This is a genomic window from Enterobacter sp. MGH85, assembly GCF_001037655.1.
In the GTDB taxonomy this organism is placed as follows: Bacteria; Pseudomonadota; Gammaproteobacteria; order Enterobacterales; family Enterobacteriaceae; genus Enterobacter; species Enterobacter intestinihominis.
Genome location: NZ_KQ089925.1, coordinates 4,076,175 through 4,095,231 on the forward strand (window position 1 = coordinate 4,076,175; position 19,057 = coordinate 4,095,231).

A 19,057-nucleotide genomic window follows, 5' to 3' on the forward strand; every position below is an offset into this window, starting at 1 on the left:
ACCGCAAGAATAACTGTAGCCCGTGTCTCCGGCTATAGCCCAGACGAAAAAACGCCTTTTATCAATTTTTTATGCAGATTATGTCTACGTGATAAGCCGAAACGGCCTGAGAGGAGGTGAAAAATTCTTTAAAGAAAGGTTAAAAGCAGCAGAAAAAGCGGTGTTATGCAGCCGCTCTGGTAGCGACTGCGCAAAAGTCAGACAGGCTTAGTGGAGAAAATTGGAAGATGCATCATTATTCTCGGCATCATCTTCCGCGCTATACAGCAGGTGATGTGCGTTGGCTTCCATCATTACCATGGAAATTTGCTCTTCGCTCAGGCGCATAAACCAGGCGAACTGTTTGAAGGAGAGCCCCGCGCCGGAGAATAAAGACTGGCAAACCACCAGCTTCGGCAGATTATCATCCTGTATGTCGAGAAACGCTTTCACGGTCAAAGAACTGGCGTTAATCGCTGACAGATCGGATGCCAGTGCAAGCAGCGCTGAAGGCTTCACTTCAGCCAGCGCCGAGAACAGGATCACGTCGTTAATCAGATCGATTTTGGCATCAAAAATACCATCGAAATTTTGCATGTGAGGCAGATGCAGCGCCTGGCAGGAGTCGCATTCGAAAAAAGTAATACCGGCATCATCGAGCCATTGACGTAACGTATCCAGTGTAGGTACGACCTGTAAATCCATCGCTGTGCAGCCTCTTAAATAAAAACGTTGTCCAGCTTACGCAAAAAGTGCGCGCCGATCCATTTAACCGCCCGTTTTCAGGCAAAATCCCGGCGTCGCATGGCGTTCAATCCATGCGATCATTTTACCTGCAATATCGACGCCTGTGGTTTTTTCCACCCCTTCCAGCCCCGGCGAGGCGTTAACTTCCATCACCAGCGGCCCGCGGTCGGCACGCAGCAGATCGACCCCCGCCACGTCCAGGCCCAGCGTCTGCGCCGCTTTCACCGCAATCTCGCGCTCGCGCTCGCTGATAAGGGCCACCCGCGCGATACCGCCGCGGTGCAGGTTAGAGCGGAAGTCGCCCTCTTTCGCCTGCCGCTCTATGGCGGCCACCACTTCATCGCCCACCACAAAGCAGCGGATGTCGCACCCTTTGGCCTCTTTAATATACTCCTGCACCAGAATATGGGCATTCAGACCGCGAAAGGCGTCAATCACGCTTTCCGCCGCCTGACGCGTCTCCGCCAGTACCACCCCAATACCCTGCGTGCCTTCCACCAGCTTAATGACCAGCGGCGCACCGCCCACCATGTCGATTAAATCGCTGGTGTCGTCCGGGGAGTGAGCAATCCCGGTGACGGGCAAATCGATCCCCTGGCGCGCCAGCAGCTGCAGCGAGCGCAGCTTATCGCGGGCGCGTGAGATCGCCACGGATTCATTGAGCGGATAGCTTCCCAGCATTTCAAACTGGCGCAGCGCGGCCGTGCCGTAATAGGTGATCTGGGAGCCAATGCGGGGAATTACCGCATCAAAATGCGGGAGTTTGCGGCCTTTGTAATGAATCGACGACGCCGCAGGGTCGATGTTCATATAGCAGGACATCGGATCGAGGATCTCAACCTGATGTCCGCGTTTCGCCGCCGCTTCTCGCAGGCGTTTACATGAATAGAGCGTTCCATCCCGGGACAATATGGCAATTTTCACCCTGCACCTCTCTAAAGACATGGGAAAAGCCTACCTATCATACACGAGGCGCAGGAGGAAGGGACTATCGCGTTGCCCAGCCCTGTTTGTGCAGGTAATCAAGAATGAACGGGCGGTTTTCTTTAATGATGGTGCGACGAATATGGTCGCTCCAGGTATCGCGGCGGTTGTTGCTGTCGCGCGTCAGATAGTAGTTCGCCAGCTCTTCATCGTATTGATGCAGAACGTCCTGATCGACCGGCTGGTAGTGGTTTTCATGCACCAGCATCGCAGCAGGAATACGCGGCTTCAGATCCGGGTTATCCGCCGGCCAGCCGAGGCACAGACCAAACAGCGGCAACACGTGTTTCGGCAGCTTCAGCAGTTGCGTCACGCTTTCGATGTTATTACGCAGCCCGCCGATATAGACGCCGCCAAGCCCCAGCGATTCCGCCGCCGTGAACGCGTTTTGCGCCATCAATGCCGTATCCACCACGCCCAGCAGCAGCTGTTCCGCCAGCCCCAGCTCCGCCTCAGGACAGATTTGCAGGTGACGGTTAAAATCGGCGCAGAACACCCAGAACTCAGCCGCCTGGGCAACGTGCTTTTGTCCGCCCGTCAGCGTTACCAGCTGTTCACGCATCGCCGGATCGGTGATGCGGATAATGGAGCTGCACTGCAAAAAGCTGGAGCTGGAGGTGCCTCTTGCGCTGTCGATGATCGCGTCCCGCTGCGCCTGGGTGATCGGCTCATCGGTGAAATGGCGAATGGAACGGTGGGAACGAAGCAGGTCAATGGTTGGCGTCATTTTGTCTCTCTTTGTATTGCGTAAAACGTATGGCAGCCAGTATAGGCAATGATCCACCTGATGTAATTGGCGAAACATAGCCTGACTGTATCAAAGTGACAGGTGAAACCTTCTTTCCATGACGGCAGGTTATCGTGCACTATAGGGATTATTCGCCGTCAGGCTTGTTTTTTGAGGAGAGAGAAATGTTTGCAGTAATTTTTGGTCGTCCAGGATGCCCTTACTGTGTGCGCGCGAAAGAGCTGGCTGAGAAACTGACTGAAGAACGTGATGATTTCAACTTCCGTTACGTGGATATCCACGCGGAAGGCATCAGCAAAGCCGATCTGGAAAAAACCGTGGGTAAACCGGTTGAAACCGTGCCGCAAATCTTCCTCGATCAGAAACACATCGGCGGCTGCACCGATTTCGAAGCGTACGCCAAAGAGCACCTGGGCCTGTTTGCCGCTCAGTAATGCTAAGACGCCCTCACCCTGAGGGCGTTTTTATTTATGATGCTTCCGCTGTTGCAGCAGGCTGCGCATAAATAAGAAACAGAGCGCCCCCAGCGCACACCAGAAAACGCCACTTAGTAGCCACGCCACTTCCTGCCAGACGCTTCTCGACGAGAGAAACAGCACGCGCATCAGAAGCAGGCAGAGGGGCGCCGCAAGGATGGCCCCCAGCAGCGGCATTACCACCTCGCCTTTGCGCGAGAGAAAACTGGCCACTACCCCCGGCAGGATGAAGAACAACAGGCCCAGCTCGGGATGACCGGACGCTCTGAAGGCGCCCTTCACATTAAAAGCAAGCGACATGCAAACGACCGTAAACAGCAAAAAGCAGCTGATTACGCCAACCCAGTTTCGTTTAAAGTTCAAACTATCCTCCTGACTTATCTCTATCAAATACAAAAATCGTCCGGTGGACGCCCAGTCAGATAAAGCATTGCGGCAATCCTTGCCAAAGCACGCACACAAGTCGTGCGATAATAGGTGGCTGTCGGTAGCTATTACGATTAAACTAACCGCCTGCTAGTGTTTAGGGTATTTATCAGGAAGCAGGGAGGTGCAAAGTGATTCCCTGACTCTGAAAACAGTAGCCCAAATAGTCCTTTCATTCAACAACTTACTGGTAAACAAGAAGTTAGCCTCCGTGAATATAAACGTCGCAGACTTGTTAAATGGGAATTACATCCTGTTATTATTTGTGGTACTGGCACTGGGCCTTTGTCTGGGTAAATTGCGCCTGGGTTCAGTTCAACTTGGTAATTCCATTGGCGTTTTAGTCGTCTCCCTGTTATTAGGTCAGCAACATTTCAGTATTAACACGGACGCGCTTAACTTAGGTTTCATGCTGTTTATTTTTTGCGTAGGCGTGGAAGCCGGTCCGAACTTTTTTTCCATTTTCTTCCGAGACGGCAAAAATTATCTGATGCTGGCGCTGGTGATGGTCGGCAGCGCCCTGCTGATTGCGTTAGGGCTGGGCAAACTGTTTGGCTGGGACATCGGCTTAACGGCCGGTATGCTGGCAGGCTCGATGACCTCCACGCCGGTGCTTGTTGGCGCGGGGGATACGCTTCGTCATTCTGGCATGGCAGGCACGCAGCTTTCCGCCGCGCTGGATAACCTGAGCCTGGGCTATGCCCTGACCTATCTGATTGGTCTGGTGAGCCTGATTGTTGGCGCGCGCTATCTGCCAAAACTTCAGCATCAGGATCTCCAGACCAGCGCCCAAACCATTGCCCGAGAGCGTGGTCTGGATACGGACTCCAAACGTAAAGTTTACCTGCCGGTGATCCGCGCCTACCGCGTCGGGCCAGAGCTGGTTGCCTGGACCGACGGGAAAAACCTGCGCGAGCTGGGGATCTACCGTCAGACCGGCTGCTACATCGAACGTATCCGTCGTAACGGCATTCTGGCAAACCCGGACGGTGACGCAGTACTCCAGATGGGCGATGACATCGCTCTGGTTGGTTACCCGGACGCCCACGCGCGTCTCGATCCGAGCTTCCGCAACGGGAAAGAAGTGTTCGACCGCGACCTGCTGGACATGCGTATCGTCACCGAAGAGATTGTGGTGAAGAACCACAACGCCGTGGGCCGCCGTCTGGCGCAGTTGAAGCTGACCGACCACGGCTGTTTCCTCAATCGCGTGATCCGCAGCCAGATTGAAATGCCTATCGACGATAACGTGGTGCTTAATAAAGGAGATGTGTTGCAGGTCAGCGGCGATGCCCGACGTGTTAAAACCGTTGCCGACCGTATCGGCTTTATCTCGATCCACAGCCAGGTGACGGACCTGTTAGCCTTCTGCGCCTTCTTCATTGTTGGCCTGATGATCGGGATGATCACCTTCCAGTTCAGTAACTTTAGCTTCGGCATCGGTAACGCTGCCGGTCTGCTGTTCGCCGGGATCATGCTGGGCTTCCTGCGAGCGAACCATCCCACCTTCGGCTACATCCCTCAGGGAGCGCTGAACATGGTGAAAGAGTTCGGTCTGATGGTCTTTATGGCGGGTGTCGGCTTAAGCGCCGGGAGCGGCATTGGCAATGGCCTGGGTGCGGTCGGCTGGCAAATGTTGGTTTCCGGACTTATCGTCAGCCTGGTACCGGTAGTCATCTGCTTCCTGTTCGGCGCCTACGTGCTCCGCATGAACCGCGCCCTGCTCTTCGGCGCGATGATGGGCGCGCGCACCTGCGCACCGGCAATGGAGATCATCAGCGACACCGCGCGCAGCAACATCCCGGCGCTGGGCTATGCAGGCACCTACGCCATCGCAAACGTGCTGCTGACGCTGGCAGGTACGCTGATCATCATTATCTGGCCAGGACTCGGATAAATCTCAAGATTGCGTGTGGCTGAAAAAATTTTCGTTACGCGCAGAACTTTTTACGCAGGGTGCAGTCATAACTAGTGCCACTGCTTTTCTTTGATGTCCCCAATTTGTGGAGCCCATCAACCCCGCCATTTTTGGTTCAAGGTTGATGGGTTTTTTGTTGCCTGCTATTTTATCCCTTCCAAATCACTGACTTACTCACTCCATTTCATGCCAATGGCGGCAAAGTGGCGACAGAGAAAGCTCATTAACTATGTAAGGCTACAGCTATGGCATCAGATAGAAAAGCCAGGTACGATTCTATCGAACTTTACGTTCCAGAAGACCTAAGGCAAAAATTCATAGATGGTTTTGATGAAGTGGGTTTGCATGCTGGAGTGGTACGTTGTTTCTCCGCCAAGCCATCAACCGTAAAAGAATTTCTTAGCGTACTATATGAACGTGGTAAAACCTATGCACCATTAGTACTGAAGGCACTTGAAATGTTACAGAGAAAAAATAGCATTAAAATAGAAATTTGCTCAGATCGAAGAATCATTGATTTAAAAGGTGTTTCAACTGAGGATGCTCTTGAAATTATCAAGGCCTCAAATGCAATTAAAGTTTCTCATATAGAGAGTATCGAAGAACAAAGCGACACATCTGGATTCAAAAATTCAAAAGAATAATGATATTGACATCAAAAAAACTTGCAATCAATCATTATCACCGAAATTGCATTTAGGATGCACAGTTTCACAGCATCTTTGAATATTTAATAGAGGAGATATCTAATGTTAAATGTTGGCATCAACCATTCCCTGACACGACCAGTCAATAGGAAATTCTATAAATATCTTAATATGGAAAATTGCTTAAAAACCCTGAGTAACGGTACATTATGGTATTCAAGACCAGAAAAATTCAACGATCCTTTTGACTGCTACCCATATTTTCCATCCCAAGGCAAACAAAAACTTTTTAAAAGACTTAAAAGCATCTATAAACTCGAACAAAAGGCATCTAATAAATTATTGCAAAGAAATTTTAATTTAATGAGTCAAACAGGCGTAGGTGGAATAACTCATCGTTTAGTGTCAAATAACTTAACAGTCACATGTTTTAGTTTAGACCATTTATCCGCTCCTATGTGGGCACATTATGCCGACGAACATCAAGGCTTTGCAATTGAGTTTGAATATACATCCGAAATGATTGCACGAATTTCAAAAACTGAAAATCCAATAATAATAGTTCCTTTCGATGTTAATTATACCGACATGCGACCTGCCTTATATGACAAAGACGGTAATATGAACGGGTTGAATATTGCACTATCTAAAAGCAAACAATGGGCTTATGAACAGGAAGTAAGAGCATTAAGTAACCGTGAGGGTATCCATGAATTTTCCAGATTTCAAATTACTAAGGTTTTTGCCGGAGTAAGAGCTGGTAAAGAGAATAAAGCCAAGATAAGAGGCGCAATCGCTGATATGAATAAAGAGATAAATTCACGATGCAAATTTATTGAACTTGGTATGGCATTCGATAGCTACAAATTTGTTGAGTTGAATTAATTTCAATTAGGTATGGGGATATCCACAATTGTTAAAGTGAAACTCGTTGCAGATTGTTATGAAGTGGCTTCCATGCGAAGCCTTTAACATTACTAACATAATTCCAATTACAGCTCCCCTTTTGAGAGTATAAACTTTCATTTTAAATTCGTAAAACTACATTCAGTTTTCTCTATAAACTTAAATTCCCGATAATCTCGTGTGACAAGCACTGCATCTGAGTTTATTTGTAAAGCATGATATTTCCCATTACACATGAGGGTATCCTTTTCACCATTAGCCACGGTCACACCAATAAAATACATCAATAACAATGCCGACATGCCCCAAGTTAAATATACAAATTGTGTTAATACATTAAACTTATGAGCAGCTTTTATTGATCCAGTAACTCTAGGTGATTTCAAATAAATATTAAACCTCCGCATATACCATTTTGTATTTACATTCTTTGGCACAACAGAAAACTCAGCCAGAAAAACAAAACAAAATACAAACACAATAAATGATAGTTTTGATATTGTCGGATCATGAAAAAAATCCATTATAGCCAAAAGCATTGTAATGATAATTAGACTATTTCGTTTAAAGAAAAGCCTCCATGGTTCACTCAGTGTCACAGCATCAGTCTGGCCTTCATTTATTTCACGCTCACCTATCGAAGTCAACATGTCAATAAAAAATGACATTAACCCTAAGACCCCTAACAAAAAAACACCAACCTTTATCATTGAAATCAACTGGATATCAATAAACTGCTCAGGAATGTTTTTTGCTCTGAAATATCCTAAAAAATATACGTATGTATATAAGTATGAACATGCAGTAATTATTAAAACCAATAATCCATCTTTAATTTTCATTATGCCACCATTATTCAATAAACAAGCACATTCAAAATGTGCGCATTTCAAGAATTTCAGTCAATTGTAAATTGGTATCAATCTGAAGGCCACGTCATCCTTGATTTCATCGCAAAAGATCATAACACATGATTACTTTATCAGTCATTTACACTCACGCAAAAAAACAGAAAAAATCATATAAATCAGATTATTAGCCAAGGCAGGGGCAAAGATATAAATCCAGAAAAATGAAAAACACTGAAATTTTTTTCAATCTTTTCAGTTCTGGGTTTCTGTTGAGCCGCCAGCACTGGCGCGGTATGGCGGTCTGATTTGGAGAAAAATAAAACTGAAAAAATTTTATGATCCAAAAACCGCAGGCGGGTGCGGTGTAGTGCGATTTTGGTCTGCGAAAGATTTTTTTGGCCATGCTGTGACGCGCCAGCGCCCTGCTGGGGGCTCGATCTGCTTTAAGGGTGGCGCTAACTGCCTGAAAGGCTGGAACACGCCAGAGCGCTACTAGTTGCGCGTGGCAAAGTCTGTATGTGATGATATTTCTGTTGGATTTTGGAACGAGTCACTCAATGTTGAACTTATCTATTCGCACTAAAAGCTCGCCGATAAATCGCATATTGGTTAAAAAACATCAAGTCATTATCCTAAAAATACCCTGCTTTTCATAAACATGATCTGCTTTGAACTTCCATATTAGTTACAGATATACGCTGGAGCGGATAGAAACACTATGGAGGGGACAGGAATGCAGTTTTCAAGTTCAGTAATAGCAATGCCGGTCTTAGGGGATGCAGCAAAAAATCGCTCAATTGAGCTGAAGTGCGAGGTCAGTAAGCATGTACCATTCTGAAGAGATCATCCGCCAGCTTCAGAGCCAAAAGATACTGGCAATGAAGCTGGACCGGGCGGTACGTGATGTAGGTGAAGAGGTAAAGAGCCACCTGAATAATATAGGTGCCGGTGCCCAACGCCTGCTGTACTACACCTCCTGCTTTACTGATGAATATTACGATGTATGCACCCGACAAAACCTGGAGGACGCTCGATTCCGAAAGGGCATATTCCATCTCGTTTCTCGCTGGAACATCGTCTTTGACCTAATCAACACGTACGTAGAGGAGCTGGTTAAGGATTATTCCCCGGCAGAATTATCAGCGATACAGCATGCTCTAATGCGCGCTAACGTTTATATATCCACCAGCACGCTAACCTCGTATTCATTCTCTGCAGGCGTCGCATCGACTGTTTGCCTCTATGTGACCCTTCCACCTTCAGGGTTAAAGGTCGTTTCAGGATTAACGGGCGCGGCTATTGGAGGGCTGGGGATATACGGGGTTGTGCAAAAAGCTGCTGACAGCGCTCATCGCCTGCAAGTGATGCATCCCGCCTACTATCAAGCGTTATACCTGCGAGAACTGGAGATGATGTATTTCCTGGTGGAGCCTGCTTTTATGCGCGCGGGCGTGCTAACCCAGCAATGGACTGACAGTCAAAGCCCTTATGATGCTGCTGACACGATCCTGAAGCTAATGGGTAGACACTGATGGGCTTTTTAAGACGCTGGTTCAAATCTCAGGCTCAGTTTTTCTTCTGGACCTATGTCCCGATCATCCTCACGTTCATTTTTGGCTATGTCCTTGACGTTTACTTCCCTGAGGTTAGCCAGGGATTCATCCTCCTGTTTTACCTGGTAACACTGGGACTGGCTTACTGGATATGGCATTGAGGAACATCAATGCGTTACGCTTACTAATAAGGAAATTACATGTCTACACCCGCACACCTATGGCTAGAAGACGAGAACGGTTCGCCGATTATCGGTAGCTGCATGATGCCCACGCGTCTTGGTTCCATAGAGCTAAAATCGTTCTCCCACGGTGTAACCATTCCGGTTGATCCAAGCTGGGGTAAACTCACCGGCACGCGCGTCCATCGCCCTATTACGATAGTTAAAGAATTTGATCAGACTACCCCGCTTCTTTACCGCGCCGTGTGCGAAGGGAGAGTTATGAAGAAGGGGATCATTAAGATGTACCGCATTCTGGAGTCCGGGATCGAGGCCGAATATTTCAATATCGTGATGGAAAACGTTAAGTTCACGACAGTGGCACCCTTCATGACCCCTAACGGGATGAGCAGCACCCATCTTGAAACGCTCGAATTGCGTTACGAAGCAATCTCATGGAAGTACACGGAGGGGAATATCATTTACCGTGACACCTGGAACGATCGCTGCTGCGCCTGAGCACAGAAGAGCGTTGAAAGTGAGCAGATATAAAGAAACCGTCCCCCTGGGGCGGTTTCTTTCCCATGACTATCAGGAGTAGTCCGGACAAGCCATAAAGACTATTTTGACCTTAGCGAGTCCTCCAGTCGCTTTTTTATCCTTCCTGCTATCTCCTTCTTCTCTCCTTTACTACAATCACATATGATTTAATGCATATGACACAAAACATTCAGGATGACAGAATGCTCCACCCGCTCCAGCTCTTCAAAACCCTCTCCGACGAAACGCGCCTCTCCATCGTCATGCTTCTGCGTGAAGCGGGCGAGCTGTGCGTCTGCGATCTCTGCTCCGCTACCAACGAGCCGCAGCCGAAAGTCTCCCGCCACATGGCCTTACTGCGCGAGGCTGGGCTGGCCATCGACCGTCGCGAGGGTAAGTGGATCTACTACCGTCTCTCTCCCAACATGCCCGCGTGGGCGGCAACCGTTATCGACACCAGCTGGAACTGCCTGCGGGAAGAGACGCGTATGAAGCTGAAAAACCGCCTCCCGGGCTCGTGCTGACCACAACACATTCACAAAAACAGATATAACGGAGTAAAAGATGTTTCTGGCAGGGGCTATTTTTCTGTTTACGCTGGTACTGGTTATCTGGCAGCCCAAAGGGCTCAGTATCGGCTGGAGTGCCACCATTGGCGCCGCGCTGGCGCTGGCGAGCGGTGTGATCCACGTTAACGACATTCCGGTGGTCTGGAACCTCGTCTGGAATGCGACGGCCACGTTTATCGCGGTAATCGTTATCAGTTTGCTGCTGGATGAGTCCGGTTTTTTCGAGTGGGCGGCGCTGCACGTTGCTCGCTGGGGAAACGGTCGCGGGGGGTTGCTGTTTACCTGGATCGTGCTGCTGGGTGCGGCCGTGGCGGCGCTGTTCGCCAATGACGGTGCGGCATTGATCCTGACGCCTATCGTTATCGCCATGCTGCTGGCGCTGGGATTCAGCAAGCAGGCCACGCTGGCGTTCGTGATGGCGGCGGGATTTATCGCCGATACCGCCAGCCTGCCGCTGATTGTCTCCAACCTGGTCAACATCGTCTCAGCGGACTTCTTTAAGCTGGGCTTTAGCGAATACGCCTCGGTGATGATCCCGGTTGATATCGCCGCAATTGCCGCGACGCTGGTGATGCTGCATCTGTTCTTCCGCAAGGAAATACCGCCGGAATATGACCTGGCAAAACTCCGCGAGCCCGCACGGGCCATTCATGACCTGCCGACATTCAGAACGGGCTGGATCGTGCTGCTGCTACTGCTCGTCGGGTTCTTTGTGCTTGAACCTCTGGGTATCCCGGTCAGCGCTATCGCAACAACTGGCGCGCTGATTTTATTTGCCGTTGCTAAACGCGGGCACGCCATTAACACCGGGAAAGTGCTGCGCGGCGCACCCTGGCAGATCGTTATCTTTTCGCTGGGGATGTATCTGGTGGTGTATGGCCTGCGTAATGCCGGGCTGACGGAGTCTCTTTCAGACGTTCTTGATCGCTTAGCCGGACACGGACTCTGGGCCACTACGCTGGGAACCGGATTTATCACCGCCTTTCTGTCATCCATAATGAACAATATGCCAACGGTATTGATCGGCGCGCTCTCCATTGAGGGTAGTGCGGCAACAGGTTTGATTAAGGAGGCGATGATTTACGCTAACGTGATTGGCTGCGATCTGGGGCCGAAAATCACCCCCATCGGTAGCCTGGCCACCCTGCTATGGCTTCATGTGCTGGCACAGAAAAACATGACCATTACCTGGGGCTACTATTTCAGGACGGGCATCATAATGACGCTGCCGGTTCTGTTTGTGACGCTCACCGCGCTGGCGCTACGTCTCTCCTTCACACTGTAATGAGTAACGGATATGAGCAACATCACTATCTACCACAACCCGGCCTGCGGCACGTCGCGCAATACGCTGGAGATGATCCGTAACAGCGGTACGGAACCCGAAATTATTCTCTATCTTGAGAACCCACCGTCGCGTGATGAATTGACCAGGCTGATTGCAGACATGGGGATTTCCGTGTGCGATCTGCTGCGCAAAAACGTCGAGCCTTACGAGCAACTGGGCCTTGCCGGGGGAAATTTCACCGATGACCAGCTTATTGATTTCATGCTGCTATACCCCATTCTGATTAACCGTCCGATTGTGGTGACGCCGCTGGGTACACGTCTGTGCCGCCCTTCTGAAGTCGTTCTCGACATCCTTCCGGACGCGCAAAAAGGGGCATTTACAAAGGAAGATGGCGAAGTCGTCGTTGACGCCAGCGGGAAAAAAATCTCCTGACATCAGGCGTGGCCGGGGCGAGCGCTATCAGACGGTATCCTCGCCTGCAATCCGTCCCACTATCGCCCGGATCTCCTCCCGGGTTAACGGCGACCGGTCGGTTACAAAATGCAGCGTCATCCCCTCGATAAACGCATCCAGCGCACGGGCGGTGGCTGGATCAAACCACTGCTTAAGCGTAGTCTGGCTCATCTTCATCCAGTCCTGCATCACCGTTTTCAGCGCGGCGCTGCGGTGCATAAAAGCGTACAGCTGATACATCAGCGCCATATTGTGTGGCGTGGTCACGGCTGAACTGTGGATCAGCGTGGTAATGGCCTCGCACGCCCTCTCCCGCCCGGTCACCCCCGCGAAGAAATCCCGGTACTGCTGAGACATCTGCTGCGTAAACCACGTGAACGCCTCCTCCAGAAGCGACTCCATCCCGTCGAAATAGTAGGTCATCGACCCCAGCGGTACGCCTGCGCAGGTGGCAATTTTGCGGTGCGTGACGGCATGAATACCGTGCTCAGCAATGGTGTCCAGCGTCGCCTGGAGTATCTTCTCGCGGCGGTTAGGGTCGTTTGGTGGTCTGCTCATAAAATCCTCATCCGGTTTATGTACAAATGTACACAAAGTTGCTAGTGTTGTCGCTATTGTTGTACTTCTGGTGCTGATCCCAATGACGCTAACTTCTCCTCGCAAAGCCCTGCATCTGCGCATGTGGGCGCTGTTTATGTTCTTCTTCATCCCCGGGCTGCTGATGGCTTCCTGGGCAACGCGCACCCCGGCAATCCGCGATACGCTATCCGTCTCGACGGCGGAGATGGGGATCGTACTGTTTGGCCTGTCGATTGGCTCGATGAGCGGCATCCTCTGCTCGGCCTGGCTGGTGAAGCGCTTTGGCACGCGCGCGGTGATCCGCACCACCATGTGCTGCGCCGTGGTGGGAATGTTCGCTTTGAGCGTGGCGCTGTGGTTCGCCTCGCCGCTGATGTTTGCCCTTGGGCTGATGGTATTTGGCGGCAGCTTTGGTGCGGCTGAAGTGGCCATTAACGTCGAGGGGGCCGCCGTCGAACAGGCGATGAACAAAACGGTGCTGCCGATGATACATGGCTTTTACAGCCTCGGCACGCTGGCAGGCGCGGGCGTGGGGATGGCGCTGACGGCGCTGGGCATTGCGGCCAATGTGCACATTTTGCTGGCGGCGCTGGTCTGTATTATCCCGATCCTCACCGGCATCAGGGCTATTCCCGCAGGCACAGGACAACACGCCTCGGACGAACAGAAGTCTGCGGCAAAAGGGTTGCCCTTCTATCGTGATTTCCAGCTAATGCTGATTGGCGTGGTGGTGCTGGCGATGGCATTTGCTGAAGGCTCCGCCAACGACTGGCTACCGTTGCTGATGGTGGACGGGCACGGATTTAGCCCCACCTCCGGCTCGCTGATCTACGCCGGATTTACGCTCGGCATGACCGTCGGACGCTTTACCGGGGGCTGGTTTATCGACCGTTACAGCCGCGTGGCTGTCGTCCGTGCCAGCGCCCTGCTGGGTGGGCTGGGCATCGCGATGATCATCTTTGTGGATGTGGACTGGATTGCCGGTGTGTCGGTGATCCTGTGGGGGCTGGGCGCCTCCCTTGGCTTCCCGCTGACCATTTCCGCTGCCAGCGATACCGGTCCCGATGCGCCGACGCGCGTGAGCGTTGTGGCGACCACGGGCTACCTTGCCTTCCTGGTGGGGCCACCGTTGCTTGGATTCCTCGGTGAGCACTACGGGTTGCGCAGCGCCATGCTGGTGGTGTTAGGGTTAGTGATTATTGCCGCCCTGGTGGCGCGTGCGGTGGCAAAACCGGAAGCAGAACAAACGACAATGGAGAAGGGATATGAGCGTTAAACTGATTGCAGTCGACATGGATGGCTCCTTCCTGAGCGATGCGAAAACCTATAATCGCGCGCGTTTTCTGGCGCAGTACGCGCGCATGAAAGCGCAAGGCATCCGTTTTGTGGTCGCCAGCGGAAACCAGTACTACCAGCTGATCTCATTTTTCCCCGAGATCGCCCATGAAATCGCCTTCGTCGCCGAAAACGGCGGCTGGGTTGTGGATGCGGGCGAAGACGTGTTTAACGGCGAACTGTCGAAAGAGCATTTTCTGACCGTCGCCACCCTGTTAAACGACGTGCCCGGCATTGAGATAATTGCCTGCGGAAAAAACAGCGCCTACACGCTGAAAACGTATAACGACCTCTTCAAAGAGATTGCGGCGAAATACTATCACCGCCTTGAAAGCGTCAGCAGCTTTGACAACCTCAACGATATTTTCTTCAAGTTCGGGCTTAACGTCTCTGACGACGAAATACCGCGCATTCAGGCGCTGCTGCATGAGAAGCTTGGCGACATCATGGTGCCGGTGACCACGGGTCACGGCAGTATCGACCTGATAATCCCTGGCGTGCACAAAGCTAACGGCCTGCGGATCCTGCAAGCGCGCTGGGGCATTGAGGACAGTGAAGTGGTGGCCTTTGGCGACAGCGGTAACGACGTGGAGATGCTGCGCCAGGCTGGGTTTGGCTTCGCGATGGCCAACGCCAGACCGCATATTAAAGCGGTAGCCCGCTATGAAGCGCCAAATAATAATGACGAAGGGGTGCTGGACGTGATTGATATGGTGCTGGAGGGGAAGGCGCCGTTTAATTGATTCCGTGCGCTCTGGTGCCTTCACCCTCTCCCACAGGGCTGAGGGTTCCCCACAAAATAATGCCTGCACAGATGGCCCCCTCTCCCTTGAGGGAGAGGGCTGGGGTGAGGGGGAACATACGGCTCTGGTGGTCATTCCGTTCACTTTATGTTCCTTGCTACTCTGCCACGACATGACCGGTGAACGTGCCAGGGTGGCTCAGTCGCCACCACCCTAGCGACCCGGGCTTCCGGCGGAAAATCGCCGCTTCGCGGTGCCTTCGGCTTATTCCTTCCGGCTTATCGGGGACGGGCGGAGGTAACATCCCTGTAAAGCCCGCCCTCTCGGCGCATCCCTGCGCCTCGCCCCGGCCTACAGGAAACGCCTCAGCGATTTACAGCCGGACCGAGGCATCGCTGAAAGCCCTCAGTTATTCTGAGGCAACGTTATCGCTTTTGCTTTCAAATTACTGGGGATCCCTCAGCCCACAGGGAGAGGGAACTGTCCCGAGCTCGCCCAGGGGGGAGAGGGAATAAGGATTACGGTTGCAGTGCGCTTCCGACGCGTTTGTCCTTCAGGAACACCACCATCAGCCCTACCCACAGCACACCGTTTGCGAGATTGAACAGGCTGAACAGCCCGTTTCCGCCAAACGCATAAGCATGCTTGCTCACCTCAATACCGACGGTGAAAATCAGCATTTGCAGCATCCCCATCGCGGCAGACACCGTGCCTTTACTCATTTCACTGGCGAACAGCGTCAGGCGCACCAGGCCAGCATTCGCCACGCCGATACCAAACGCGTAAACACTCAGCCCCGCCGTCATCCACAGGTACGCATGAGACGAGGCTACGGTCGCCACCGCCGCGATAATCAGCCCTGCCGCTATGGGCCAGCCGCCCAAAATAATCAGCGAACGCACGGTACGGCGCGACGTCAGACGCGCCAGCACCAGGTTACCGATAATCAGCGCGCCAAAAATCGGCACCTGTAACAGGCCATACTCATAGCTGCTAAGCTGTTCGCCGCTGATGATAATGACCGGCGACTGGGCAATCCACGCCAGCAGCGGCAGGCTGACAAAGCCCGTCGCCAATGCGCCCGCGACAAAACGGCCATTTTTCAGCACCGCCTTATAATCCCGCCCCAGCTCTTTAAGCGAGAGCTTTTCGCCCAGGCGGGTGGCGGTTTCCGGCATCGCACGGTGCAGGCCAAAGAAAGAGGTAGCCGCAAGCGCGGCAAAGAGGACGAACATCCCCTCCCACGGCGCGACGTGAACCCATGCGGCTCCCACCAGCGGCCCAAGAAGCGGTGCAATAAGCGCCACGTTTGCCATCAGCGCGGTAATTTTGATACACACCGCCTCCTCAAACGACTCCTGAATAGCGGCATAGCCCACGGCGCCAATAAAGCACAGGCTCACGCCCTGAAGGAAACGCAGCAGCGTGAACTGCTCAATACTCTGCGCCAGCAGCGTGGCGAGACAGGTGACGATAAACCACACTACGCCCGTCAGCATCACCGGACGGCGGCCAATACGATCCGACAGCGGCCCTAACAGCCACTGTAAAAACATGCCGCCCGCCAGATAGGCGGTCATGGATGTCGGTACCCACTCAATACCTGCGTTGTACTGCTCAACCACAGCCAGCATGCCGGGCTGGATCATGTCGTTGCCGATGTAGGTAGAGAATTCGTAAAGCACCAGACACAGAGGAAAAAGTAACGCCTGACGACCCAGACGATTACCGGAAGAAGAACGGTTTATCATGCAATCTCTTTAGTATGAAAAAATCGCGATGAGTGTAATGAATTGCCGCTGTCTGAGATAGCAAATTAACGTGAAAAAACAGAAATAACGCACTTATCGTTGTTGTTTAAGGTTTCCTTAAGTTGCCCTCCCTATGATAGTGCTATTTCACGTTATTGACCGAAACTATGACACACGCCGTCAGCCCTTCAGAATTATCTAAGTTACCGACAAATAAGACAAAACGTCTTTACCGTTTGCCTGCCCGCTTTTATGGTTATCAACTTTTCGTGCTTATTGCCCTTGCGGTGCTTTTTACCTGGCTTTCGCGCGATGAATCGCTTGACCGATGGATAACCGGTTTCTGGTATGACGCAGCGGCGCATCATTTTCCGCTACAGCAAAACCCGTTGCTGGATCTGCTGAACCATCGGCTGGCGAAATATGTGACCATTGTTATCGCTGCCGCATCGCTGATTTACGGCGCTTACAAACGCAATGCCCGACTGGTAACGGCCGCGATTCTGATGGGGCTGGGTGCGCTGGTAGTAGGGGTGCTGAAAAGCATAAGCCACCACAGCTGTCCGTGGGATCTGGTGGAATATGGCGGCAGGTCCGTTTCGTATCCCCTGTTCAGCGCCGTTCCGGCAGACAGCGGACCGGGACGCTGCTTTCCCGGCGGCCACGCCTCCAGCGGGTTTATGGTGATGGGGCTGTTTTTTGCCTTCTGGCGTGAACGTCCGCGCCTGGCATGGTCCTTTGTCGCGTCAGGCGTTGTTATGGGGCTGGTGATGGGCTTCGGGCAGGTCATGCGCGGCGCGCATTTTTTCTCTCACAACCTGTGGGCCGGGTGGTGGGTCTGGTTTTCCCAGGTGCTGGTTTACGGGCTGGTTTCCACCTGGTTTGCTAAAGAGTAACGAGATTATGTTAGAAAATCTGAACTACGAACTGTTTTACCTGCTCAACGCCACGCCGTCGTCACCGGAATGGATGATCGATCTCGCCACCTTCATTGCGAAAGATCTGATTAGCATTGTACCGGCGCTGGCGGTGATCCTCTGGTTATGGGGACCTCGTACACAGGTCACCGCCCAGCGCCATCTGGTGATCAAAATGGCGATGGCAATTGGCGTGAGCGTGCTGGCAAGCTACGTGCTGGGTCACGCCTTCCCGCACGATCGTCCGTTTGTCGATCGCGTCGGCTACAACTTCCTGCACCATGCGCCGGATGACTCGTTCCCGAGCGATCACGGCACGGTGATCTTCACCTTTGCGCTGGCCTTCCTGTTCTGGCATCGCCTGTGGTCCGGCATGGTGCTGATGGGCGTGGCAGTCGCCATCGCCTGGTCCCGCGTCTACCTGGGGGTGCACTGGCCGCTGGATATGGTCGGCGGTTTCCTGGTGGGGCTGATGGGCTGCGTCAGCGCAGCCATCCTGTGGAGCCTCTTTGGCCCGGCGCTTTATCGTGGATTATCACAGGCCTATCGCGTTCTGTTTGCTCTTCCGATCCGCAAAGGCTGGATACGTGACTAACCCCGGTCCGTCAGGTTACACTTGAGCCCCCGCCCTGCGGGGGCTCACTTTTTTAGCCCGAGGATCTATGGAAACACGTCGCGATGACCGCATTGCTCAGCTGCTTCAGGCGCTGAAGCGCAGCGATAAGCTGCATCTTAAGGAAGCCGCTTCCCTGCTTGGCGTGTCTGAAATGACCATTCGTCGCGATCTGAACAGCGACAGCGCCCCCGTTGTGCTGCTTGGCGGGTATATTGTTCTGGAGCCGCGTAGCGCCAGCCATTATCTGTTAAGCGATCAAAAAACACGCCTGGTGGAAGAGAAGCGCAAAGCCGCGCGGCTCGCCGCCTCGCTGGTGCAGCCGCATCAAACGCTGTTTTTTGACTGCGGTACGACAACCCCGTGGATCATCGAGGCCATCGACAGCACCGTTCCCTTTACCGCCGTCTGTTATTCGCTAAATACCTTCCTGGCTTTGCAGGAGAAACCAGCATGCCGGGTGATTTTGTGTGGCGGCGAGTTTCATGCCAGCAACGCCATCTTCAAGCCGCTGAATATTCAGGACACGCTGAGCAATGTATGCCCTGATATCGCCTTTTACTCTGCGGCGGGCGTGAATGTGAAACAGGGGGCAACCTGTTTTAATCTTGAAGAGTTACCGGTGAAACAGTGGGCGCTCAACGCCGCGCAGCAGCATGTGCTGGTGGTTGATCACAGTAAATTTGGCAAGGTCCGTCCGGCAAGGATGGGAGAACTGTCGCGCTTTGACGCCATCGTCAGTGATTGCCGCCCGGATGACGAGCTGGTGGCATACGCGAAAGCGCAGCAGGTGAAGTTGATGTATTGAGGTTATGCCGGGTGGCGCTGCGCTTACCCGGCCTACGTTCGAGCCGTTGTAGGCCGGGTAAG

The 19,057-nt window shown here is 52.3% G+C and carries 21 protein-coding genes; 14 read left to right on the forward strand and 7 right to left on the reverse strand.

All coding sequences use genetic code 11. The features are described from left to right. Positions 1 to 207: 207 nt before the first annotated feature. From SK51_RS19365 to nfsA, 3 genes are all read right to left on the reverse strand, one after another. A complete protein-coding gene (locus SK51_RS19365) occupies positions 208 to 684 on the reverse strand; it encodes a YbjN domain-containing protein (RefSeq protein ID WP_022647571.1) in 477 nt (158 codons plus the stop codon). 63 nt (positions 685 to 747) lie between these two features. Continuing rightward, complete coding sequence (rimK, locus tag SK51_RS19370; protein ID WP_032621711.1) at positions 748 to 1,650, reverse strand: 30S ribosomal protein S6--L-glutamate ligase; 903 nt, start codon at positions 1,648 to 1,650, stop codon at positions 748 to 750. Positions 1,651 to 1,714: 64 nt separating this feature from the next. Then, the gene (gene nfsA, locus SK51_RS19375) at positions 1,715 to 2,437 is read right to left on the reverse strand and encodes a nitroreductase NfsA (protein WP_023299683.1); all 723 of its coding nucleotides are present in this window, start codon (positions 2,435 to 2,437) and stop codon (positions 1,715 to 1,717) included. A gap of 185 nt (positions 2,438 to 2,622) precedes the next feature. Here nfsA and SK51_RS19380 point away from each other — a divergent pair, with 185 nt between their 5' ends. Further along, positions 2,623 to 2,892 (forward strand): GrxA family glutaredoxin, encoded by a 270-nt coding sequence (locus tag SK51_RS19380; RefSeq protein WP_014169305.1) that lies wholly within the window; start codon positions 2,623 to 2,625, stop codon positions 2,890 to 2,892. Positions 2,893 to 2,922: 30 nt separating this feature from the next. Here SK51_RS19380 and SK51_RS19385 read toward each other — a convergent pair whose 3' ends face one another. Then, on the reverse strand, positions 2,923 to 3,297 hold the full coding sequence (locus SK51_RS19385) for an inner membrane protein YbjM (RefSeq protein ID WP_023299682.1): 375 nt from the start codon (positions 3,295 to 3,297) through the stop codon (positions 2,923 to 2,925). A 274-nt stretch (positions 3,298 to 3,571) separates the two neighbouring features. On the opposite strand from SK51_RS19385, the gene SK51_RS19390 reads away from it, so the two are divergent. The 3 genes from SK51_RS19390 to SK51_RS19400 all read left to right on the forward strand — a co-directional run bounded on the left by SK51_RS19390 (position 3,572) and on the right by SK51_RS19400 (position 6,810). Then, positions 3,572 to 5,257 carry an aspartate:alanine antiporter gene (locus SK51_RS19390; RefSeq protein ID WP_001024855.1) on the forward strand — a complete coding sequence of 562 codons (1,686 nt, stop codon included), beginning with the start codon at positions 3,572 to 3,574 and terminating at the stop codon, positions 5,255 to 5,257. Positions 5,258 to 5,523: 266 nt separating this feature from the next. Further along, positions 5,524 to 5,922: a hypothetical protein gene (locus SK51_RS19395; protein WP_032670998.1), complete on the forward strand. Its 399-nt coding sequence runs from the start codon at positions 5,524 to 5,526 to the stop codon at positions 5,920 to 5,922. A gap of 105 nt (positions 5,923 to 6,027) precedes the next feature. Further along, positions 6,028 to 6,810, forward strand: a complete 783-nt coding sequence (locus SK51_RS19400) for a DUF2971 domain-containing protein (RefSeq protein ID WP_032676351.1) — start codon at positions 6,028 to 6,030, stop codon at positions 6,808 to 6,810. 137 nt (positions 6,811 to 6,947) lie between these two features. Here the strand turns inward: SK51_RS19400 and SK51_RS19405 are convergent, their stop codons facing one another. Beyond that, positions 6,948 to 7,673: a hypothetical protein gene (locus tag SK51_RS19405; protein WP_023305770.1), complete on the reverse strand. Its 726-nt coding sequence runs from the start codon at positions 7,671 to 7,673 to the stop codon at positions 6,948 to 6,950. An 833-nt stretch (positions 7,674 to 8,506) separates the two neighbouring features. Here SK51_RS19405 and SK51_RS19410 point away from each other — a divergent pair. The 5 genes from SK51_RS19410 (at position 8,507) to arsC (ending at position 12,228) form a co-directional block, all read left to right on the forward strand. Beyond that, a complete protein-coding gene (locus SK51_RS19410) occupies positions 8,507 to 9,214 on the forward strand; it encodes a hypothetical protein (RefSeq protein WP_023305769.1) in 708 nt (235 codons plus the stop codon). 221 nt (positions 9,215 to 9,435) lie between these two features. Beyond that, a complete protein-coding gene (locus SK51_RS19420; protein ID WP_023305768.1) occupies positions 9,436 to 9,915 on the forward strand; it encodes an Hcp family type VI secretion system effector in 480 nt (159 codons plus the stop codon). A 224-nt stretch (positions 9,916 to 10,139) separates the two neighbouring features. Beyond that, positions 10,140 to 10,460: a metalloregulator ArsR/SmtB family transcription factor gene (locus tag SK51_RS19425; RefSeq protein ID WP_023305767.1), complete on the forward strand. Its 321-nt coding sequence runs from the start codon at positions 10,140 to 10,142 to the stop codon at positions 10,458 to 10,460. A 40-nt stretch (positions 10,461 to 10,500) separates the two neighbouring features. After that, positions 10,501 to 11,790, forward strand: coding sequence for an arsenic transporter (locus tag SK51_RS19430; protein ID WP_023305766.1), 1,290 nt, complete (start codon positions 10,501 to 10,503; stop codon positions 11,788 to 11,790). Positions 11,791 to 11,802: 12 nt separating this feature from the next. After that, the gene (gene arsC, locus SK51_RS19435; RefSeq protein WP_023305765.1) at positions 11,803 to 12,228 is read left to right on the forward strand and encodes a glutaredoxin-dependent arsenate reductase; all 426 of its coding nucleotides are present in this window, start codon (positions 11,803 to 11,805) and stop codon (positions 12,226 to 12,228) included. 27 nt (positions 12,229 to 12,255) lie between these two features. Here the strand turns inward: arsC and SK51_RS19440 are convergent, their stop codons facing one another. Further along, positions 12,256 to 12,807, reverse strand: coding sequence for a TetR/AcrR family transcriptional regulator (locus SK51_RS19440; RefSeq protein WP_023305764.1), 552 nt, complete (start codon positions 12,805 to 12,807; stop codon positions 12,256 to 12,258). A gap of 82 nt (positions 12,808 to 12,889) precedes the next feature. Here SK51_RS19440 and SK51_RS19445 point away from each other — a divergent pair, with 82 nt between their 5' ends. Further along, positions 12,890 to 14,104, forward strand: a complete 1,215-nt coding sequence (locus SK51_RS19445) for an MFS transporter (protein WP_032676352.1) — start codon at positions 12,890 to 12,892, stop codon at positions 14,102 to 14,104. Continuing rightward, a complete protein-coding gene (locus SK51_RS19450) occupies positions 14,094 to 14,906 on the forward strand; it encodes a Cof-type HAD-IIB family hydrolase (RefSeq protein WP_022647558.1) in 813 nt (270 codons plus the stop codon). Before SK51_RS19445 ends, SK51_RS19450 begins: the two co-directional genes overlap by 11 nt. A gap of 518 nt (positions 14,907 to 15,424) precedes the next feature. Here SK51_RS19450 and SK51_RS19455 read toward each other — a convergent pair. Then, positions 15,425 to 16,657, reverse strand: coding sequence for an MFS transporter (locus SK51_RS19455; protein ID WP_023305763.1), 1,233 nt, complete (start codon positions 16,655 to 16,657; stop codon positions 15,425 to 15,427). A 167-nt stretch (positions 16,658 to 16,824) separates the two neighbouring features. On the opposite strand from SK51_RS19455, the gene SK51_RS19460 reads away from it, so the two are divergent. The 3 genes from SK51_RS19460 to deoR all read left to right on the forward strand — a co-directional run bounded on the left by SK51_RS19460 (position 16,825) and on the right by deoR (position 18,995). Continuing rightward, complete coding sequence (locus tag SK51_RS19460) at positions 16,825 to 17,553, forward strand: phosphatase PAP2 family protein (protein ID WP_023305762.1); 729 nt, start codon at positions 16,825 to 16,827, stop codon at positions 17,551 to 17,553. Between the two features lie 7 nt (positions 17,554 to 17,560). Further along, entirely contained in the window at positions 17,561 to 18,169 is a 609-nt protein-coding gene (ybjG, locus tag SK51_RS19465; protein ID WP_023305761.1) for an undecaprenyl-diphosphate phosphatase, read from the forward strand. 67 nt (positions 18,170 to 18,236) lie between these two features. Further along, positions 18,237 to 18,995, forward strand: a complete 759-nt coding sequence (gene deoR, locus SK51_RS19470) for a DNA-binding transcriptional repressor DeoR (protein ID WP_022647554.1) — start codon at positions 18,237 to 18,239, stop codon at positions 18,993 to 18,995. Positions 18,996 to 19,057 lie beyond the last annotated feature (62 nt).